Source organism: Candidatus Scalindua japonica, assembly GCF_002443295.1.
Classification (GTDB): domain Bacteria; phylum Planctomycetota; class Brocadiia; order Brocadiales; family Scalinduaceae; genus Scalindua; species Scalindua japonica.
In genome coordinates, this window is sequence record NZ_BAOS01000013.1 from 111,635 (window position 1) to 131,559 (window position 19,925).

At 40.5% G+C, this 19,925-nt stretch carries 21 protein-coding genes, 1 tRNA gene and 1 pseudogene; 11 read left to right on the top strand and 12 right to left on the bottom strand.

The window, feature by feature from the left end; all coding sequences use genetic code 11:
• Positions 1-28: 28 nt before the first annotated feature.
• Complete coding sequence (locus SCALIN_RS08000) at positions 29-853, bottom strand: 1,4-dihydroxy-6-naphtoate synthase (RefSeq protein ID WP_096893989.1); 825 nt, start codon at positions 851-853, stop codon at positions 29-31.
• Positions 850-1,518: a futalosine hydrolase gene (mqnB, locus tag SCALIN_RS08005; protein ID WP_096893990.1), complete on the bottom strand. Its 669-nt coding sequence runs from the start codon at positions 1,516-1,518 to the stop codon at positions 850-852. The genes SCALIN_RS08000 and mqnB overlap by 4 nt, the downstream gene beginning before the upstream one ends.
• Positions 1,519-1,807: 289 nt before the next feature.
• Between mqnB and SCALIN_RS08010 the strand changes: the two genes are divergently transcribed.
• The 4 genes from SCALIN_RS08010 to SCALIN_RS22065 all read left to right on the top strand — a co-directional run bounded on the left by SCALIN_RS08010 (position 1,808) and on the right by SCALIN_RS22065 (position 2,737).
• Entirely contained in the window at positions 1,808-1,999 is a 192-nt protein-coding gene (locus tag SCALIN_RS08010; protein ID WP_162532214.1) for an ATP-binding protein, read from the top strand.
• A 21-nt stretch (positions 2,000-2,020) separates the two neighbouring features.
• Positions 2,021-2,203 carry a hypothetical protein gene (locus SCALIN_RS21630; protein ID WP_133111759.1) on the top strand — a complete coding sequence of 61 codons (183 nt, stop codon included), beginning with the start codon at positions 2,021-2,023 and terminating at the stop codon, positions 2,201-2,203.
• A 78-nt stretch (positions 2,204-2,281) separates the two neighbouring features.
• Positions 2,282-2,387 (top strand) — tRNA-Val (locus tag SCALIN_RS22060).
• 188 nt (positions 2,388-2,575) lie between these two features.
• Positions 2,576-2,737: a hypothetical protein gene (locus SCALIN_RS22065; protein ID WP_162532133.1), complete on the top strand. Its 162-nt coding sequence runs from the start codon at positions 2,576-2,578 to the stop codon at positions 2,735-2,737.
• A 110-nt stretch (positions 2,738-2,847) separates the two neighbouring features.
• Here the strand turns inward: SCALIN_RS22065 and SCALIN_RS08015 are convergent, their stop codons facing one another.
• The 6 genes and pseudogenes from SCALIN_RS08015 to SCALIN_RS08045 form a co-directional block, all read right to left on the bottom strand.
• The gene (locus SCALIN_RS08015) at positions 2,848-3,966 is read right to left on the bottom strand and encodes an IS91 family transposase (RefSeq protein ID WP_096892569.1); all 1,119 of its coding nucleotides are present in this window, start codon (positions 3,964-3,966) and stop codon (positions 2,848-2,850) included.
• Positions 3,963-4,870 (bottom strand): annotated as a pseudogene (locus tag SCALIN_RS08025) (tyrosine-type recombinase/integrase). Before SCALIN_RS08025 ends, SCALIN_RS08015 begins: the two are co-directional and overlap by 4 nt.
• Before the next feature lie 14 nt (positions 4,871-4,884).
• On the bottom strand, positions 4,885-5,169 hold the full coding sequence (locus tag SCALIN_RS08030) for a hypothetical protein (RefSeq protein ID WP_096893992.1): 285 nt from the start codon (positions 5,167-5,169) through the stop codon (positions 4,885-4,887).
• Positions 5,170-5,736: 567 nt separating this feature from the next.
• The gene (locus SCALIN_RS22645) at positions 5,737-6,009 is read right to left on the bottom strand and encodes a group II intron maturase-specific domain-containing protein (RefSeq protein ID WP_203415398.1); all 273 of its coding nucleotides are present in this window, start codon (positions 6,007-6,009) and stop codon (positions 5,737-5,739) included.
• 29 nt (positions 6,010-6,038) lie between these two features.
• On the bottom strand, positions 6,039-6,974 hold the full coding sequence (gene ltrA, locus SCALIN_RS08040) for a group II intron reverse transcriptase/maturase (protein WP_203415399.1): 936 nt from the start codon (positions 6,972-6,974) through the stop codon (positions 6,039-6,041).
• Between the two features lie 901 nt (positions 6,975-7,875).
• On the bottom strand, positions 7,876-8,091 hold the full coding sequence (locus SCALIN_RS08045; RefSeq protein ID WP_096893994.1) for a hypothetical protein: 216 nt from the start codon (positions 8,089-8,091) through the stop codon (positions 7,876-7,878).
• A 119-nt stretch (positions 8,092-8,210) separates the two neighbouring features.
• On the opposite strand from SCALIN_RS08045, the gene SCALIN_RS08050 reads away from it, so the two are divergent.
• Positions 8,211-8,474, top strand: coding sequence for a toxin HicA (locus SCALIN_RS08050; RefSeq protein ID WP_096893995.1), 264 nt, complete (start codon positions 8,211-8,213; stop codon positions 8,472-8,474).
• Complete coding sequence (locus tag SCALIN_RS08055) at positions 8,467-8,682, top strand: type II toxin-antitoxin system HicB family antitoxin (RefSeq protein ID WP_096894133.1); 216 nt, start codon at positions 8,467-8,469, stop codon at positions 8,680-8,682. The genes SCALIN_RS08050 and SCALIN_RS08055 overlap by 8 nt, the downstream gene beginning before the upstream one ends.
• Positions 8,683-8,920: 238 nt before the next feature.
• Here the strand turns inward: SCALIN_RS08055 and SCALIN_RS08060 are convergent, their stop codons facing one another.
• On the bottom strand, positions 8,921-9,940 hold the full coding sequence (locus tag SCALIN_RS08060) for a hypothetical protein (protein ID WP_096893996.1): 1,020 nt from the start codon (positions 9,938-9,940) through the stop codon (positions 8,921-8,923).
• 305 nt (positions 9,941-10,245) lie between these two features.
• Positions 10,246-11,523, bottom strand: a complete 1,278-nt coding sequence (gene tnpC, locus SCALIN_RS08065; RefSeq protein ID WP_162532215.1) for an IS66 family transposase — start codon at positions 11,521-11,523, stop codon at positions 10,246-10,248.
• A 359-nt stretch (positions 11,524-11,882) separates the two neighbouring features.
• Here tnpC and SCALIN_RS08070 point away from each other — a divergent pair, with 359 nt between their 5' ends.
• A complete protein-coding gene (locus SCALIN_RS08070) occupies positions 11,883-12,545 on the top strand; it encodes a hypothetical protein (protein WP_096893998.1) in 663 nt (220 codons plus the stop codon).
• A gap of 53 nt (positions 12,546-12,598) precedes the next feature.
• Here SCALIN_RS08070 and SCALIN_RS08075 read toward each other — a convergent pair whose 3' ends face one another.
• Positions 12,599-12,997 (bottom strand): chromosomal replication initiator protein DnaA, encoded by a 399-nt coding sequence (locus tag SCALIN_RS08075; RefSeq protein ID WP_133111761.1) that lies wholly within the window; start codon positions 12,995-12,997, stop codon positions 12,599-12,601.
• A 433-nt stretch (positions 12,998-13,430) separates the two neighbouring features.
• Complete coding sequence (locus SCALIN_RS08080; protein ID WP_133111763.1) at positions 13,431-15,539, bottom strand: KamA family radical SAM protein; 2,109 nt, start codon at positions 15,537-15,539, stop codon at positions 13,431-13,433.
• Between the two features lie 1,024 nt (positions 15,540-16,563).
• Here SCALIN_RS08080 and SCALIN_RS22070 point away from each other — a divergent pair.
• From SCALIN_RS22070 to SCALIN_RS08090, 4 genes are all read left to right on the top strand, one after another.
• Positions 16,564-16,740 carry a hypothetical protein gene (locus tag SCALIN_RS22070; protein WP_162532216.1) on the top strand — a complete coding sequence of 59 codons (177 nt, stop codon included), beginning with the start codon at positions 16,564-16,566 and terminating at the stop codon, positions 16,738-16,740.
• Between the two features lie 193 nt (positions 16,741-16,933).
• Entirely contained in the window at positions 16,934-18,283 is a 1,350-nt protein-coding gene (locus tag SCALIN_RS08085) for a hypothetical protein (RefSeq protein WP_096894001.1), read from the top strand.
• A gap of 29 nt (positions 18,284-18,312) precedes the next feature.
• The gene (locus SCALIN_RS21635) at positions 18,313-18,537 is read left to right on the top strand and encodes a hypothetical protein (protein ID WP_133111765.1); all 225 of its coding nucleotides are present in this window, start codon (positions 18,313-18,315) and stop codon (positions 18,535-18,537) included.
• Positions 18,538-18,663: 126 nt separating this feature from the next.
• The gene (locus SCALIN_RS08090) at positions 18,664-19,719 is read left to right on the top strand and encodes a prenyltransferase/squalene oxidase repeat-containing protein (RefSeq protein ID WP_096894002.1); all 1,056 of its coding nucleotides are present in this window, start codon (positions 18,664-18,666) and stop codon (positions 19,717-19,719) included.
• The last annotated feature ends 206 nt before the right edge of the window (positions 19,720-19,925 follow it).

The following is a 19,925-nucleotide window of genomic DNA, read 5'->3' on the forward strand; positions in this document are numbered from 1 at the left end:
AATTAGTGAAAATTTGTGAAATTAGTGTCTAATAAGCGAATAACGACTTCACCTCACCAGACCCAGGTGCAATCAACTGCTGCAAACGCTCTATAGCCACTTTCCCCTTCTCTCCCATATTAGCAGAGAAATCATTCACATAAAGACCTATGTGAGACTTCACAACACTCTCTTCGGTCTCCTGAGCATGTTCCTTAATAAAAGACTTTGATTTCTCCGGATTTTCCCAGGCAAACTCAACACTTTGCTGAATCAAACCGTCCACCTTTCTTGCCACGTCTTTTCCCAATTCTCTACGAATTACAATACCTCCAAGTGGGATTGGAGCTTCCGTCTTCCCCTCCCAATATTCACCCAGGTCACAGATCAGAAACAGACCATCCTTTTCATACGTAAATCGATTCTCGTGAATCACCAGGCTCTGTACCCTGTTACCGTTTAACAAGTCGTTATACAGTTCATCAAAGAAAGCATATTCCGTTTTATATGTCATGCTTTCGCCAGCCGCCCAGAACTTGAGAAGTGCGTTTGCTGTAGTGTTTTCGCCAGGGACTCCAACTGGAATATCAGGGTCAAGACGGTTTGATTTTGTAGAGAGTAAAAGAGGGCCGCATCCAAACCCCATAGCTCCGCCGGAATACAAGAGTCCATACATAGCCTGAACATTCCACAGGTTCCCGTAAGAGATCTTGACAACATCAAAATTACCCGCCTGTGCTCCTTCATTCAAACTCTGCACATCGGCTGAAGTTAGCTCAAATTCAAATGGACCAACATCAATCAGTTGCTTCAGAAGTGCGTGAAAAATAAAGGTATCATTAGGGCAGGGAGAAATCCCGATCTTCAACTTCATAATAGAACTCCACACAAGATTCTCAGTGACTTTATGGCACCGACAATATCCCAACTCTCCCGATCACGAGTAGTGGCAATATTGGAAATGCTTCTAATCTGCAAAACCGGAATCCCGAAGTCCTCTCCAAACTTCAACGCCCCTGCTCCCTCCATAGATTCTACTTCAGCACCATATTTTTCAGCCCGCATAATTCCGGTCGCCTCTTTTCCGGTCGCCGTATTCACCGTTGCTCCCGTAACAATGGGAAGACTTTTCAGAGAATCCCCAAACAAGTCGTTGAAAAGAGTAATGTCCTTACTCATATAATGTTCGATCTCACCTAGTTCAAGATCTTTCAGGGTCAAAAAAGAGCCAGAATCTTCAGCACCAAGATCGGCCATTACCTCTTTTTCAATAATAACCGGAGCGCCCAAGACCTTCACTTTAGCTCTTGCAGTGGCATAAGCGCCCGCAATACCAATTTGTACTACTCGACCAACAGGAGTGTTCAAGTGGAATCGTACCAGGGAAGCATAAGTATTCAACACCCCGATTCCAGTAACTAAGAAAGATAAGCCTCCCCTATCAAAACAGCTACCCACAGTTTCAATCTCTGGTTGAGTTATTGATGGAAAAACTCCTCCAAGCTCTAGCGAAGTGGCAGTACAAATGAGTGTTTTCATGATCTTTCGATTTAATCTTAAATGTTACATAAAATCAAGGTTTAATAAAACATTGATCGGAGAAGCACAAATGTAATAAAACAAAAAAAGTGATAACACACAAAGCCACAGAGAGCACAAAGAAAGATTCTTCATTCCGCATTGCTGCATCCAGAGAATGACAAGTGTATATCTTTGTTTAGATATTGGCACTCAAAAATTGCAATTTCTCTATGATTAAAATATTTCAAATCATGATTTTCAGGCTTGTGAATTCAAGAACAGTAAAATGTTTGACAAACACAATTGTATGACAAGCTTAGAAATTATGAAACTACCATTTCTGACTAGACAAAAAGAGATAAGCAAAATAAATAAGGCAGTTAAACTGGCAGCATTGGCCTTTATCGTTATTTACGGAAGACGCAGTTGCGGCAAATCGACTCTTTTACAGAACGCTGCCGGAAAACAGGATATATATTTCCTTGCCGACCAAAGATAAGCTCCTTTACAATGAGATGCATTGGCAAGTGAAATTGAACGCGCCATTTCCGGATTTGTTGCAGTCCAGTATCCATCATGGGATATTCTTCCGTCAAGTTTAAACGAACGTATAAAACCGAACTCCTGCCTGAGGCAATATGCCAGGAAAAAGGCTTCAACCAACGTTGTTACTGCTTCAGACGTTTTAAGCTGTTTGAAATAAGCTTTAGAGAATAAATCATTAACCGGACGGACGTGATTTCATCACACCTCGCCCGAAGTCAACATTACATATTACATAGGGCAATTAGCTCCGTTGGCTACCGGCCCGTACCGAACGGTACATTCTGGCGGGGAGCACTTGCTCGACAAGCAAGGGGTCACTGGTTCGAGTCCAGTATCGCCCATATTGTCAAACAAGGACTTATGAGAAGTTACAGATGAAGGAATCCTGAGAAGTGTGACCATTTTGTGACCAAAATAATTAAGGGGCAATGGTAAGCAAATTACCATGCCCTTTTTTTTTATTCTCTTTTCAAACTCCATTTCAATAATTACATATAGAATTTTCACATAACGAATAAGGTTAGATTGTGTGAGGGACGAACCACAATCTGAACCGTTTGTTGGACAAGCCCGTTGTTTGGGTGCTAAACATTGTATAAGAAAATATCTTATGAAGATTGCTTCTCTTTTTTACCGCAGAAGCTATGAAGCCAAAGAAGTGGATTTTTCAATTGCTGTCGTCATGCTTTAGGAGCTACAGAACATGGTTTTTCGGCCATTTTACCTCAAATTTGGGCAAACGGGGGCCATCTCGACCCGATAATGCCGTTTTTGCAAATCTTAGATGCATAGCGGATTCGATTACATAACCAGAACAGCCTCCTCTTTTGTTAACTTGTAGGGGAAAGACCTGGATTTGTGTGATGGAGGTATCATCGTTTTTATGATCTTCATTATTCCTCCACAGCATTTGCACGTAAGCTTTGGACGCTCTCTGAACCAGGCTGACGACTTATTCGGGTTGATACCGGTAAGGTACTGAAGCAATGCAATCAAGCGTTTGCTATTAGGGTGGAGGAAACCAAAGTTCCGTGTTCGCCTGAAACCTTTGGGTAGAACATGCTGGAGAATCAACCTGAGAAACTGCGGGCCGGGAAGTGTTCTTGTGAGCATTTTTTTGCTCTTACTATCCTGGTAACGAAAGGTCACCTGACCATCTTTGCACGTAATAATATCTTTCTCTTGAATGACCCCTTTGTAGAGATAACGACCAAGATAGACCAGTGCCTTTTCACCGTTGCCGACAAATTTGCAATCGACGACCCATGTTTTGGGATAATTAACTGGAAGCGTAAGAGCCGCTTTGTTCACGGCATCGAGCATTTTTGCTCGAAACACTTTAGCCAGCGCTTTGTGATTGAAAAGGTACCGCGTCTTTCCTTCGCTTTTTTTGAAGCTCCAAAGCTTTTTCTTCTGATTGATGGCCCCGGCTGGCATTACCAGATGGATATGCGGGTGGTAATCGAGAGAGCGAGAGTGGGTGTGCAAAACAGTGATGGCTCCAGCGTTTCCTTGTAATACGCTGTCATTTTGGACAAAGGTTTTTACGGTTTCCCAACAACACTGTATCATTATCGAGTAAAGCAAGCGTTGATGCTGCCATGCTAATGATCGAAGCTCTTTGGGTATAGTAAAGGTGAGCATAAAATAGTCAGCAGGCACTTCTTTTTTCAGTTGACGCTCCAACCACTGCTGACACTCATGACTCTGACAATGAGGACAATTGCGGTTACCGCAGGAGTGCGGTACAAAAACCTGTTTTTCACAGTCATTACATTGGACCAGCATGACGCGGCTTTGCGTAGTGCGACAATCCTTCATGGCTGCCAGGGCTTTGAATTGACTTGGCAGGATCGAACCATGATAAAGAGTGATAAAGTCAGCAATGAAGGTCTCAATTATAGAGGAGAGAGATATCATATAACATTCCCCCATTCTATGGAAAAACCATTCATCAAATCATTAATTAATTGCAAGGCATTACGATTTGTATGAGAGGTCAGGTGGGTATATTTGGCAGTGGTTAAAATACTGTGGTGGCCGAGGATTTTTTGTACTTCAAGCAGATCAACACCCGCCTCAATCAGATGGGTTGCGTAGCTGTGTCGCAGACTGTGTGGTGTAATTTTTTTTTAATTCCACACTCCCGGGCTACCTTACGCAGAGTGGCCTGAACGCCATTTCTATTCAGAGGTGTTTTTGCCAGGTGGGCTGATTTCAAGCCACCATGACGGCCTGGAAATAGAAAGACAGGATTGCGATGAACAAGCCAAAAACGGCGTAAGAGATTCAGGGTTACCTTTGGCAGGGGTACGAAACGGTCTTTATTGCCTTTGCTATCGCGGATATGCACCCGCATTCGCTGAGAATCGACATCGCTAACCTCAAGACGTAGTCCTTCACCCAGGCGGAGACCAAGACTGTAAAGAACAAAGTAGAAGGCCCGGTAACTGAGTTTTCTCGTCACCTGGAAAAGTTGGTGGGCTTCATTAATGGTGACAATATCGGGCAAACGTTGCGTTTTGGGTGGTTTAATAAGATTTACTTGCTCCCAACGCTTATGAAGCACATGAGTGTAGAAAAACTTTAGTCCGTAGAGGTCTAATTTGACTGCGCTCCATGAATGGGTATTGAGGAGATTGGAAAAATAGTCAAGTAGTTGCTGTTCAGATAGATCGTGTATCTGATTGTCAAAATAATCACCGATCCGTCGGATGGCACGTGAATAAGCCTCGATTGTTTTTGGCCGGAGTCCTTTCAAGCGTAGGTGCTTTAGATGCGTTTGGTAATTTTTGTTGAAATCGGATTGAGATAATGTTTTCATAGACCTGTAACCTCCTATTTGTTAATAGATTCACCCTCCCGTTGAGGGTGTGAGGTTACATTATATAATAAATTTCCGATTTTGTTCTCCGCGATAGCGGCTTCGTCCAACAAGAGTAATTGGGTATTGAGGCGGCCTCTCTTCCAAAGCCTAATTGTACTTGTTTTAAGATTATTATAATCATTGACAAATAATTTTATTATAGTATATTCACTAAAAATCTGGCAGAGATTGTCAGGTTTCGCCTTTAAATATATCTTCCGCCTCAGTTCCTGTAACCCAATGGGCTCCTTTATCATAAAACCCTTACCTCACAATATTGTTGGAAGAATGTTAACAGCAAGGTTTCTTTGCTCCACGAATGTTAATTCGCTTCACGACTACTACAAACCTATCCGCCACCTTCTCGTCTTTCGATACACTTCCTGCTGATACAGTTATAGCATCTAGCTTGCTCCAAGAAATTTCTCTCTGGGACGAGGAAGGCTTCTCCAGTTGCCCTGCATGTCCTTGTTGCCGTGCTATCGCTACCACCCCGCCGGAGTGAATGTTCGTGTCAGTCAGATTTCGAATATCCATGCTGTCTTCGCTCTACGGTTGCAAGCTCGACCTCCGGGACTTCTCACTTTCGGGGCCACCTATGCGTTCACTCTCGTTACGGCCCGGCAACTCACTCACCTCTCTAAAAGAGGCTTTGTCAATGGGCTTCAGACATTTGGTTTCCCTCTTGTCTGCCATTCAAGCTACAGGGGTTCTGGCTCTTCCCCCCACAGGACTAACTCCTGCTGAACACGCCAGCCTTATCTGGACGCACAACCGGACGTGACAGTACCCCGTCATACGGCTCGTGTTATTCTTGATATGCCTCAACTGTAGCCAGCTTTCCAATGATAAAACAACTCCGGGTTCCCTTGTCTTATCGTTTTGAGTTTTGCCACTGCTTTTCGATAACCAGTCTTATGCTTCTTACCTAGCCATTTGACCAGTTTCCGGTCTATCAGCAGTAATGTGTTTCTCAGGCTCCTTTTACTATACTTCCCATAATACGCTATCCACCCTCGAAGCTTAGCATTAAATAGTTTGGAAATCTCAGATATTTCAACCTTCGTATTACGCCAGATCTTCATCTCTTTTATCACTGACCGTATTCTCTTCTGGTTGGATCGGCTTATTTCGGCTGCAAATGCTGTAAAATTCTTGCCATCCCTCTTGCTCTTTCTTGCTCTTGGCTGATAGCTGAATCCAAGGAATTCAAACTTACAATCGCTATGCGTTCTCTACGTCTGTAGTCTCTGCAATACGATATACGTGTCTTCTCCTCGTTAACTTGCAGTTTTACCTCTGCCAGTCTCTGTTTTATCGATTCCAGTACTGTTTCTGCCTCTGCTCTGCTTGTGCAGTGTACCACTGCATCATCTGCGTATCTCACAAAGCTCACTTGCGGGTAGTGCTTAGATAGCCACACATCAAGTGAAAAGTGCAAGTAGAGGTTTGCAAGCAAAGGGCTTATTACTCCTCCCTGCGGCGTGCCCTTCCCGGCCTTTGGCTGTAGCGTGCCATCTTGCTTTTGCACAGGCATACCTAACCATCTCTCTACATACATCTTTACCCACTTCTCTCCTGAAACATGTTCTACTGCTTTTAGCATCAGCACATGATCTATTTCATCAAAGAACCTGCTTATGTCCATATCTATCACCCAGTCATGCTTGTAGCAGTTCTGTTTGACTTGGTCTATGGCTTGATGTGCACTTTTCATTGGCCTGTATCCATAGGAATTCTCATGAAAAAGGCAGTCTATCCTCTTCTCCATGTAATCCTTCACTACTTGTTGCGCTATACGATCTCGCAGTGTCGGTATTCCTAATTTACGCATTTTGCCGCCTTTCTTCGGTATTTCCACTTCTCTTACCGCTTGCGGATGGTAACTACCCGAGGCAAGCCGGTTCCAGATCACATAGAGATTCCTCTCTGCTTTCTGGTCAAACTCTTCCCAGCTTTCATTATCTATCCCTGCGGCCTTTCCGCCTCTCTTTACCTTGCGGTATGCGTTTAACACCTGGTTGTACTCAATTGGTACTGTTTTGCATACGTGCATATTCATTTCTTAATCTTCCCTCACCTTTTTTTTTCTTCTGCAAGGTTGTTGTAGTGAATATTCCACTGAATAACCTGAGCCCTTCACTCCTTTCCGCTTTCGCGGAATGCCATCACTACTATGGCTCAGTCCGACTTCCGTTTCACGTCTTTTACACACGTTACCCCGAAACGGATATCCCGTGTTCCATAATAAAGCCAAACTTTAAGTCATGTCGCCTGTATAACGGCGGGCACATAGCCAGTAAACAGGTTTCCGCTATGCTTATCTCTGCATCCTCAGCACAATGCGATTTTGCCCTACAACTTATGCGATTTCGTTACTTCTTCAGCGATTCATTTGCATTCATCTCTTAAAGCCACACCTGATGAGTCTTTCTCACCTTTTCTCTATCCGTTCACCACAGCAGCTTTACAGCGTTTGCAGCGTAGAGTGGTTTGGCAACCCCACCTGCATGGCGTTGCCGATACTTCGCAATGGTTAGCGATTCCATTGGTGTATCATCTTTATTACGACATGTTAAAGAACTCCGTTCTTTAACTTCACGGCACAAGCAAAGAGCGCAAAGAAAAAAATATTATCTTTTATTTTATTTTTCTTTTCTCTGCGATCTCTGCGGCTTTGCGCGATTACCTACCTTATCTCTTATTCTTAACATCTGTGTTGGTCCGTGGTTAAAATTTTTCACTTTACTTCCTGTTTCGTGCCTCATGCTTCTTTCTTATCTGTCTTTTAACAATGTAAATCTATGGCTAAATATTTCTGTTCTTTCCTCTGCAATCTTTGCGGCTTAGCGTGAGTACACTACTTTTTACCTCAATAATTCTAAAATCACAAAGCGTAATCCTACAAACACTAACCACTGATTTCCGCTAAAACTACATCTACTATTGCTGTCTTAAACAATTTATAAAAAAACAGTAGCCGTCCACATATCTCTTGCCGGTTCATGTTTGTAGCCTGAATTAAAACGTTTTGGTTCAATCGGTAAGATTGAACCAGCAGGATGGTGTACAATGTCAACTACATCTGGAGGAACCCTGCCCAACGTTAGCTCACTTGCCACTTCAGTAGTTTTTAACAGTCGCTGTCCATAATTTTTAAATAGATTAGGTAATTCCAATCCGCTTTTATTTTAATTCTTTCGTTATGACGCTTTTTTTGATAATATATGTTCCATATTACGAGTCAGCACTAACGTCTTAGGACAGGGCAATGACATAAAACGTTCACCTGAAATTAATGGGAAAAAGGGAGAAACTTCTAAAAAAAATATTATCAGGCCAGTCCGATTATAGTATCAGCTTTAGCGACTTAACTAATTTATTGATTTTCCTAGGTTTTAAGAGAAGACTAAAAGGTAGCCACAATATATTTACTAAAGATGGTATAATTGAACGTATAAACCTTCAGGCTGAGGGTTCAATGGCAAAAGGATATCAGATAAAGCAGATAAGGAAAATATTAACAACTTATAAATTTATAATTAATGACGACAATGAATGAATCACAATACGAAATGATTTTGTATTGGGACAAAACAGATAAAATATTTGTTGTTGATGTCCCTGAATTACAAGGCTGTACTGCTCACGGCAATACAAAGAAAGAGGCAATTGAAAATGCTGAAAATGCAGTGCAATTCTGGATAGAGACAGCCAGAGAAGACGGCCTTAAAATACCTGAGCCAAAAGGACGATTAATCTTTGCTTGAATGCAAGAGTTGAAAACTCAGTTGAAACAAAGTTTCTTTATACCCCTCGTTATTTGATTGCCATTTTTCGTGCCTTCACATCATATCTTGACTTTAACTTCTTTCATAACACTCCAAAAATACCTTTACAGTTTCTTAGTGATCTCTGTAGTTTTATTCCCTCACCTTCTACTGTTAATCACTCTTTACTCCACGTCACTCGTCCTTCATCTATCGGCAGTCTCCTGTTTACTACCTTCTACCCACTGGTCTCTCCCACTTCAGCATCCACTTTTGCGGTTTCTTTATAATTATCAAGGATTTCTTCTTTAACTGTTTCCGTTGTTATAGCTTCATCATCATATTGCTGAGCTGGTATTAATAACTTCACTTTATGTGCATCAAACTCTTTGTTTATTATATGCTTTTCTTCCTTCGTCAGCCTTGCTTTACCCTTTGGCCCTCGCCCATCATCAATTATCCTTCTTCTGTCTCTCTCCCTTTGCATATTATCTTTTTGATGCTTTACAAGTTTTTCTATTGGACTCGTCTCTACCTTACCAATCTGATATATATTTTCCGCCTGCAATTCACCTCCGGTTATAAACAGGCTGTTAAAGATTATACGATCTTGAGTCTCAACTTTGGCTCCGTTTATTACAGACAAATTATCAAAGTAGTGTTCTCCTATGTATGTATCTCCTATTGCAGCAACTGTTGTCAATTCTCCATCCGCAATATCTATCGTTATCGTTGTCTCTGTGTTATCTACTATCGTAAACGTTGCCGTATCAGCATCATTTGTATCTGGATCTAGTTCCAATCCTATAAGTCCAAGCGCTCCAGTCACAGGATCCGGAACAGGGAAACTCGCATTCGCATCCGTCAGCACAGTTGCCGACAGGGCAGTTATCGCACCCTTGCCAGTTGATCTCAGTGGAGTACTGTCAGTAGTCGTGACTAAATTGTTATTATCTACTATCAAATCTCCATGCGCCTGCACTGATGATTTCAGGTATATAGTACCCGCTCCGCCATCTCCAGAACTGCCATCACCACCATAAGCCGTTATGTTGTCCATATCAAAATCTGATATGTCATCAAAATATACTGCTATACGGCCTCCTCCGCCTCCACTTCCTGGACTATTATTACTCCCCCCTACAGACCTTATACCTCCTGCGCCTGATAATGTCCCAACATTTATATTTATACCTCCTCCACTTCCTCCTCCATAACCGGCACTGTCAGAACCATCAGCTTTAAAAAGAAAAGACACCTTCCTTACATTTTAACTGCCATGGAAAAATTTGTGAATTTACCGATTCCATGGTTGGAAAATAAAAAATAATTTTTAGAGGGGTGACTACGACCTAATTTTAGTAATCATTTAGTACAATGAAAATCAGTGTTCTAACACATCCTATGTGTATTCTCCGCACTACCATGAAACAGGCTTAATGTTTTTATATTAGAACGTCAAAACGCTACCTTTGCTGTAGTTTTTTTGACAGTAAATGTTCGGTGAACCCATACCCCAAAACACTCTTTTAATGGAGGAAATATTTACAGAATGATTAGTGCCTAATAATACGCTCTATCCATTTGCGTCAAAGTATGAAGGTAAATATGTGATGGTTCATCCCTGTTTTGTTTCTTATCATAAATATCTCTATTGATTTTGGGAGGTGGTATTGGGACTTTTTTCGGATCAGCCCCAAAAGAAATAAGTTGCTGGTCTGTCATATTCCATGGTAAGAATTTTTGTATATTGTTAGGAGTTTTACTTTTATATTTTGCACATTCTTTAAAGTAAGTATAGTACCAGAGATATAAATTAATACCCCATAATTCTAATGTTTGATTAATCGTAAAACTCCTTGCGGCAAGCTCGGCACTCCATAGAGCCCCCGAACCATAATAGGATTTTCTACCCATGATAGGGTTTCTCAAACCCCGCTCAGCAATATTATTATCCATTGGAATCCATGGGTAATCAATGAAAAGGATAAGGCCGTTCCAATGGTTCTTTAGACTGTTTAAAACAGCACCGCAGGCACAATGAAGGTTTGTTTTCGATAGCTCTTGTTCATGATCATTCTCCATTTGCTCAATCGAATTACGTAGTTTTAGATCAAGTTCTGTAAACTCCAGGGAATCCCTATCAAACTCCATCCTCTGGTTGTTGATAGGGTAGATATCCGCTATTTTCCCTACCCAAACTAATGCCCATGCTTCCAATTCAGGCCACTTGACCGCCAAGTCTAAAAAATCCCTTCGTACATGTGCCCAACAAAAAGCAACCAGGAAATTTCCAGATTTTATCATACACTTATAAGCAACATAACGATCCGCGCTTATAATGCCGGATGCATTATTTTCAAAGTGTTCTTTCGGGACTTTTGCCCCACGCGAAGGCACAAGTAAAAAAACAACAGTAGTTGCCGATTGATATATCCAAAGATACCATTTATGATTTTTCTTCTCTGGCATATTAACAAATACCATCCAACGGGTCTCATCGCAATGCCAATGGGTCTCTGTTTTGTTTTTATTAATAATTTCATCTTCAATGGGTTTTAGCAAACCGGAAATAAATTGAAACCCTCCGGTAATGGACCCCTGTGAGACAAATAATTGAAACTTCTCCAACTCCTCTCTCAATCTATTAGTTGGCGTCTGCCAACGATATTTATCTAAAAACACTTTTATCCAAAAAGATATTGCGTAGCCACCTCCCGATATAAGCTTATCCGGCCCTTTTGCTGTAATAATACCAGGGTTGCAGTTACAACTGCATGTAAGAGTGTATCTTCTTCTTTTTACTCCTTTCAAACTGGGCTTTCCAGTAAGATTTTTCATTTGAAAGGATATTGAATTCCCTTTGGGACTGACATACACGCCAATCACAACCTGCATGCGGATGCGAGAGAGCGGGTTGAGATACCGTATTTATTTCTAACATTGAATATTTGTTATAAAAAAAGGCAGCACCTTACAAAAAACCTCCATAAATTATCTTAAAACAACTAAACTGTTACTAATGAGTGACACCATATTGTTTGTTATCTTATTGCACTACGTAGCTTTTATGCGTGCTTAATAAGTGTTTTTTTCGTATTGACTTTTTGCGCAATAAAAGTATACTATGCCGTATATTTTCGTGTTACTTTTTTGTTAGTTTCAGCAAGATATCAGATGACGAAAGGAATGGGATAAATATGTTAAAGAAATTGACTATGGCTGGTGTGTTTGGATTTGCTCTTATGGTCTTAACTTCAAACGTTAATGCGGCATTTGTAACTTATACTGATCGTACAACCTTTGAAGTCGCTGCAGGTACCGTTACCACTGAAAATTTTAACGAGTTTACAACTCCATTGTCCATTAACCCTAAGGATTTCGGAGATTTTACTACTACTAACGCCGGTGCAAATGTTTTTGTTCTACAAGGTGGAAGTCACGCTGCTAGCGTTGACGGTACAAATTTCATTCAGTTAAGAACCCTGACGTTCGATAAAGGCTTTAACGTTCTCTTCGATGAGGGTGTATACGCGTTTGGTTTCGATTGGAGAAATACTGACACCTCTGGAGATCATATCGAATTTGGAATAGGAGCCACATCATTTGATCTTGGAGCACCAGGAAGTGGTTTTTTTGGAATCGTCTCTACTGAAACAATAGGTAAAGCCAGTCCGTTTTTCTTTTCCGATACAGATGGCGATGGCGGTGAACTGGTTTTCGGTGCATTTGACAACTTTACGTATAGCCATAGCGCCATGAGTGTTCCGGAGCCAGGCATTAAGCTACTGTTTGGCATCAGTCTCTTAGGGTTGGTTGGCGTAAGGGCAGCGTGTAAGATTAAAAAGATGAAAAGTTGCTAATAGCTAAGTAAATACTTACCAATATTACTTCATTATACAAGCACCTGCATTCATTATTCACAAATAAAATATGGGTCAGAAGTGGCCATGGTCAAATTTCCGCTTGACTGCATGTCTCCCTTAACATGTATTTTTCTATTTTTCTTCACTCTCTCTTTCAATCGAAAATTACTTGAGGCTATCGTTTTGTATGATTTAATCTTATATTTTTTTGCAATTTCGGTAAAACTCAATCCTGACATCTCACATGACAATGATATTGCAAATAATCGAGGTACATTCACCACACCTCTCCTCGTTTGATAAAGCATATTTTCTTCTATATTAAATTCGTCACATATTGTTTCATTGATTATTTTTGCTTTTAATGGATTTTTATGAACGTATTTTACCATATGAGCCAGGTACTCCTCTGCCTGGATAAGTATGGCTTTAAAACGTCCTCGAAACAAAGTTCCATCTCTTTTATGTTTTGTATTATATCGTTGAGTGTAAACTCCGGTTACATGCCTCACGCATCTGGAGAAATTCCCTTCTGGAGTGTGAATAACCAGGTGATAATATTATGTGAAGCTTCACATAAATAATGAGTACTCATAAGACAATAAGCGGAATGTACACATAGAATAGGTCACACGCTTCTTTAAGCGCCTTTATGAAAAGCTCGTAATCGTCAGATTCAGAAAAACGCTGATTACGGTTTACTGTCCGATTCATTACATGATACCATGCACCCGGATATTCAATTCGTAGAGGCAGTGCCATGAAAAGTATTATAAAGCATTAGAAACGTGCAGTCCTATGCCCCGTTGAGTTTTGATTTATGACATGGTTTTAGACAAAAGTAAAGATTTGTCAGGTGTTTGATTAAAGGAAAAAATGATCTTAATTGCAATTGGATGTAGCACTCTCAAAATAATGTTCATTTATATCCTTCTGGTCTATCCTGAAATTGGTAAGTTCATTTGTAGTCTTAAATTGGTAATCAGGATATTGAAATATCGGCATTCTCGATTCAGTTTCGCTTGCTGAATAGCCCCAGATGGTTTTGTAGGTATTTCGATCTTCACCAAAGTTCTCCATTTGATTCAAATAGGCATTTATCGATTTGGACTCAATGATAACAACGTTTCCCATCGAGTCGATAATTGGACTATGAGTACGGGTTTGGTCATGTTCAAATTTAAGAATGCGTCGTCCATCATTTGTAATCCCGATTGTTCTGTATGAAAGACTCTTGCCAACTCCCGGCATATTTAGAACAGACCTGTCAGTAGCAATAAAAGGGATGTCTTTATTTTTTCTGAATTCTTTAAGCGAGTTGATCATATCTTCAGCATTGTCGGGCAATCCTTTGATGTAATATAAATCTTTTTTCGAAATATTGCCTACATATTTTTCTTCTACTCTTTCTTGTGCTGCCCTTTCATTGGTAGCGAAATTATGGTAGTTTTCCATAAATCCTTTGACCGAAAATGTATAGTAAGGAACTACGCCAATATCATTCAGAACCTTTCTCAGTTTTGCCGTGTGGCCGCGTCGCGAGGAGGCCGCAGTAAATACCATTTGGTTGGTAACGATCCATCCCGCATCGATTATTCTTTTAATACCGTCCCTTGCTTCGGGCGTTATTTCCATAGCCGACTGAATATGCGTTTGAATTACAAATTGTTTAACGCCAATTTCAGATGCCTTTTCCTTAAACTCGGCAAGTATTTGAATAAGTTCAGGAGTTATTCTTTGAGGTAGGAAAACTGGTAATCTTGTACCCAATCTAACACGCAAAAGCTCGGCATATTTTTCTCCTGCCGGACGGTAATGGTTAGCATTTTTCTTACTTAATGCCATTTGATATACTCCTTCGAGAATTTGCCGAAGTGATGAATCGGTATTCATAAAAGCGTCTCCACCTGTAATCAGAATATCTCTTAACTGGGTGTCCTTTTCCCAATATTCTAACAATAATTTCATTTTCTCAGGCCAACTTGTTTTGGGCACAAGTTTATCAAGATCGAAATTAAATCTACCGCTCTGGAAATCGTACATGCGCTGGCAGGAAACACACAGTCCGCCACAGGCTCTTCCAGCGGTGTCAGGGATAAAAATGGCTACCTCAGGATAGCGTCGATGCACGTTAAAATAGGGTGGAAGGATCCAGCCTGCCGCATTAGGTTCGCCAGGCTGAATGATATCCTCTTTTTCCCAGGCATGAATATGACCAAACTCAGATATCAATTCCTTGCTGGGAAAGATATAATCTCTCATAGGTAGATCGGCACCAGTTTTACCAGGAGTTATTTCCACACTTATCAGTGAAAGATAGTAAGGGTTAACGAAGATGGGAATACCTTTATTCTTCGCTTTTTTAATGGCCCTCAAGGTTTCTTCTCTTAAGGAAGAACTCATCATTTCGTTTAAAAGTCCAGGATTTTTGATGGCAAATACAAGGTGGAATCGATGATCTTCCCACCATTCCAATGCCTTATGGTACTTTTCTTCGTCAGACATCCCGTTGGTAAATTGAAATCGTTGACTTTTTAGTGTACCTGAACTAATCTTTTTTACCAACTTTTTAATAATGTGCTTTTTGTTGGCGCGTCTTATTGCAACAACATCCTCATCGAGTCCAGTAGGATGGTTTTCCATCCATACTTCAACTTGTTTTTTAGTAGGTGTTTTTCGCGAAAGTTGACCATTGATTTGACGAAACAAAAACAACATATCCAGAAAAAAATCTTCTTCCGCTGAGCCTTTACCCAGATTTATTGCTAGCCATAAATTTTTGATGGGTTGACTAATTAATTCCTTATTCTTTCTGTTTGGATCAATAAAAGCCCTTCCTTCATAATCAAGATAATCCATTAATCTTATTGCTGCGTAATCTCTAAAAGCGATTCTTTTTAAGGCAGGATGACCGGTGGCTTTTTGTAAATAATAATTTTTTGTGTGTGGATTTTTATCGAGATATCTCATCACCCACTCCCTGAGTTTCATCCGCGCTTCAAGTGGTGTTTCTGACCCTTCAAAAATAACTTTGATATCAGGGTTCTCATCTAAAATAGTTTTAACAATTTTAAGCGTCTTAACATGAAGACTTATTTTTTCTTTATTATTTATTCTACCCATTTTTTTCTCGTTATGAATTAATGCTAAATAGCTGTCTTGTAATAGTATATACTTTTTCGGCAAGGGAGGCAAAGTTGAAGTTTGATGCACAAATGAATATCATTCAAAAAATTGGTGGTGATTACGGCGATTAGCTTTCGTTTTATTATACACAAACTGCAACCTGAAGCCACTACGCCTGCTCTCTACTCTACCTTATACCATTGTGAATCAGAGTCTGTGTACGTTTACAATTTTACGACAGCTTAAAAGCGTTAGAATGCTAACATTAACTGTAAACTTGCTGATAATCAAATAAGTATCTACCCCACAACAAGTTATCCAAGCAAATTGATCTAAACTAGACAAATCGATGTTACCATGTTAACACCAGTCTCTTACTTCTTTCATTACTGTTTTGTAGATAAGTCGTTGATTGTTAGCAAATTAGAGTGTATTTCAAAATAATAAATTTTCTGGCATAATTTTTGCCAAATAATCAGACTTGAAATATGAATGATGTCGTTTGTTTAAAGGCAGAATGAGAAGACGCACCAAGGCTCTTTAATAATTATCTTATAGGTATCCGGTTGACGGAAGCTGCCCCTGTGTTAACAAAAAGCTTACTGGACAGTTCTGATATACACTGATTATACCTATTTTATTATTGACTATTTGAGTTACATAAAGTACATTGCAACGCATCAGGCTCAACGGGTACAAGCGTTAGAAAGCTAACGATTGAATTGCTTTTACTCCTTTGGTTTCTTGAAGAAAAAACACTTGACTAAGGAGCAGGTTAGATATGTCTTCTGCTATCGATACGAAAAATAAAATGTGAAGATTATAGAATATGTAATATAAAATGAATGGATATTTTAGAATTATAACAATCTAGGGAAAGGACTAAGACATGAAAATGTATATGTTTAAAAAGTTCAGGACATTTGCAACACTAAGCGTGTTCATTTGTTTACTCGGGTATTCTTATGGAGTTTTTGCTGGCCCTATTCAAGATGGCGCTGACCACATATTGACTATAGAGCAGACGCATAAACTTACAAAGATGTTGATAGTAAAAGAGTTATAAAAAGAGTTAGAGGCAATATTTTGTAAAAGGAGCGACAAGAATAATGTGCCAACGAGCCAGTAAGCCGTATTTTAAAGGGTTTTGTGAAATAATTTACAAAATCCAATAGTAGAATTACAAAATACGGTGCCCAACTTGTATAATAGAAGTCACACAATAACACAAACTACTATACAAGAAAGGACACGCTAGAATGCTACCAATATCACAAATTCAAATCAACCAAAAACCGCTACTAATTCACACTGTTCACGAAGATGACAAAGTACTGCTTAATACACCAGATGCGGAATGGTTTCGGGCTTTATATTATTTTCCCTGGGAGAAACACCGTAATTTCGGTGCTGAGTACTACGATGCACTTTATGAATTTAATAAACGAGAAGAGAGAAAGAGGCTGAAAAATCAACCCCAAAAGCAAGTAGTATTATCTCAGAGCAAAGAAGATGCAAGACAGGAGCTTTTGTTTAATAGAGCAACAATGCAAGTTGACAAGGAGAAGAGAGGTGATGTGCTTTATGAAGTAGCGGCTGAATCAAAGCAGCGGATGGTAAGTCCCCTGAGTATATCTCCCGGGGTAGTGCCATTTCGATTGGGAGGTAAGAGGCCAAAATGTTTTTTTGCGTTGTTAAAAAGTTTTTTGGGTACAGCTCTAATGGGATTTCCGTGCGAGCCGGAAAAAGTGTCCATGTTATTGAAGAGTAATCCGAGTTTTGTGCGAGTATGTGGATTTGCACCGAAGGGGGAAAGGGATGAGTATTGTAGCAGGCATATACCAAGTGAGCGTAAACTGCAGCAATTTGACCAGATCATGAGTGAGTGGGGGCTATGGGATAAGATGAAGATTGCGCTGGTAACTGAGAACATAGAGACAGGTGCGATTAAAATAGAAAAGGAAGTAGTAGGAGATACAACTCACTATTATGCATATTCAGGGTTTGAGACAGTAAAGTATAAGGACGAAGATGGTAAGGAGCAGAAGAAGTCGCAATCAAAGCTGACTAAGAGGTGTCGCTGTCAGGACAGAGACAAGTGTGAACATGACTGGGTATTGGCAGATGAAGGAGCGGGGACAATCGTGAAATCCATAACAAAGATGTATTGGGGGCACAAAGCAAGTATTGTAGGTTTTCCACGTCAAGGCGTGCCTCTGGATGCAAGAGCAGTGTTGGATGGACCGACACATGATGGAGAGACATATTTTCCACATGTAGAAAAGGTATTTGATACATATCCGGTGATTGAAGAATCGGTTAAAAGAGCGTTGTATGATAGCGCGTGTGATAGCAGAGATTTGAAAGATAAGTTTATGGACAAACTCGGCTTAGAATTAAAGGCATCTTTAAATCCAAGGCGCAAGAATGGAATAACAGATGGTTTGCCGCGTGGCATGGAGAAGATAACGCCGTATGGTGTGGTAATATGCAATGGTGGCCATGAGATGGATTACAAAGGAATGCGTTATGAAAAAGAAAATTCATTTACCATGCGCCAACGGATACAGATGGTGAACCGGTGTGTTCAACATGCTTGCATCACGTAGAGTGTTGTCCCAATTCGTTAACTGGCAGGATGATTAATATATCATTTGGGTTATTACCCCACATAGACACGGAAGATCCTCCAATGGCAAAGAGATTCAAGGCAATAATGACACGTCGTCCTTCAGTTGAGCGGATGATAAAGCGCTTGAAGTGTGATATTGGTGATGATCGTTTAAGCAAGAGAGGGAATCTTGCGTTTCAGGCATACCTGGACAAGACGATGATTGCTTTTCATCTGTTGTTACAGAATTAAATTGGTGATTTTTAAAGTAAAAAACAAAAAACCGTAGGAGAGGTGTTTTCAAATTTGCAAATTATCTCCATTGTTGGTGCTGTGCAGTTTTATACTGTCTTCTTTTAACGTAATTTTGAAGTACGATTGAAAAAAATTTTTGCATCAAGCGCTTTTCGTGCGAGTTTATGCGGAGGCTCTATACAGAATACGGATGGTTCATTTACCTGGGAACATGGCCCTAGTGATAGCGCACCCGGGCACGCGAATATCACTGGCCCAATCGGCATGGGCTTAGTAAGCGCATACGGTGACACGGGTGATTCAGATCACCTTACAGGAGCAACTAAGGCTGCAGATTATTTAGTATCAAAAACGTCAGCTTGGGTCGGCACTTATAATCCGTTTTTTTTGTTAAAGACTTACGATGCTACGGGCACCACAGCTTACAAAGACAAAGCTACTGAGTTTTTTACTCAATTAGACGCTAGTACATATGTAGGAAGCAGTGGTACGTATAATACTGCAGGATATATTTCGGCGATTGAAAGTGGGAGAGCAGGAGTTTGGAACAATCTACGTCCCTGGGAGTTTGCACCTCTTGCATATGCCGCACAACGAGAAGGCACTGCTGCTCAAACTACTGCATTTACAACAGCTTTGACAGATGGTATTGAAGCACTGAACAGCTCTAATCCAAGTTCTTACTACAGCGACATACTTGGATTAAGTGGAGGTGTATTTGGCCTCGGAATTACAGGTACAGAGTTTGATCCAACGGCTGGTTCTTTTGCCTCAGCTGGCAGTACCAGCGATCTGGCAGATGAACTTGCCAGTCTTCAAAATGCAAACGGCTCATGGTACTGGCATTCTAATTTAACTTCACCGGGTACCGGTGATGAGGATAGTCAAACAACTGCCTATGCAATGCTCGCCCTGATGAGCGTAAACACATCCGGGCAATACGATAGTGAAATAGTCGCAGGAAGAAATTACCTTTTAGGGGCTCAACTCGGAAGTGGTGGTTTTCCAAGTTATCCAGGTGGACCTGAAAACATAGAAGTAGAAGGTGAAGTGGTCTGGGCACTTTCCGCTTCAGTCCCAGAACCATCCCTTGATCTCCTCATAGGCATCAGCCTTGTAGGACTGGTAGGTGTTGGTGCAGCGAGAAAGATTAAACGGAAAACAGTTGCAAACAGTTAGATAAAATTATCCAATTATAATTTCATTATCCAGGCGCCTGCATTATTCATGCACTGAGGGATGCAGGCGCTATATATCAGCCCATTTTCCTCTATACCCCAATCCACACAAACTTGACAGCACACACTTCAACCCTTGATGAATGGTAGTTTACGTATTGTTGTAGCAGTAAACTGGAAAAGCGTTATACATTCTAGTCGCTTTGG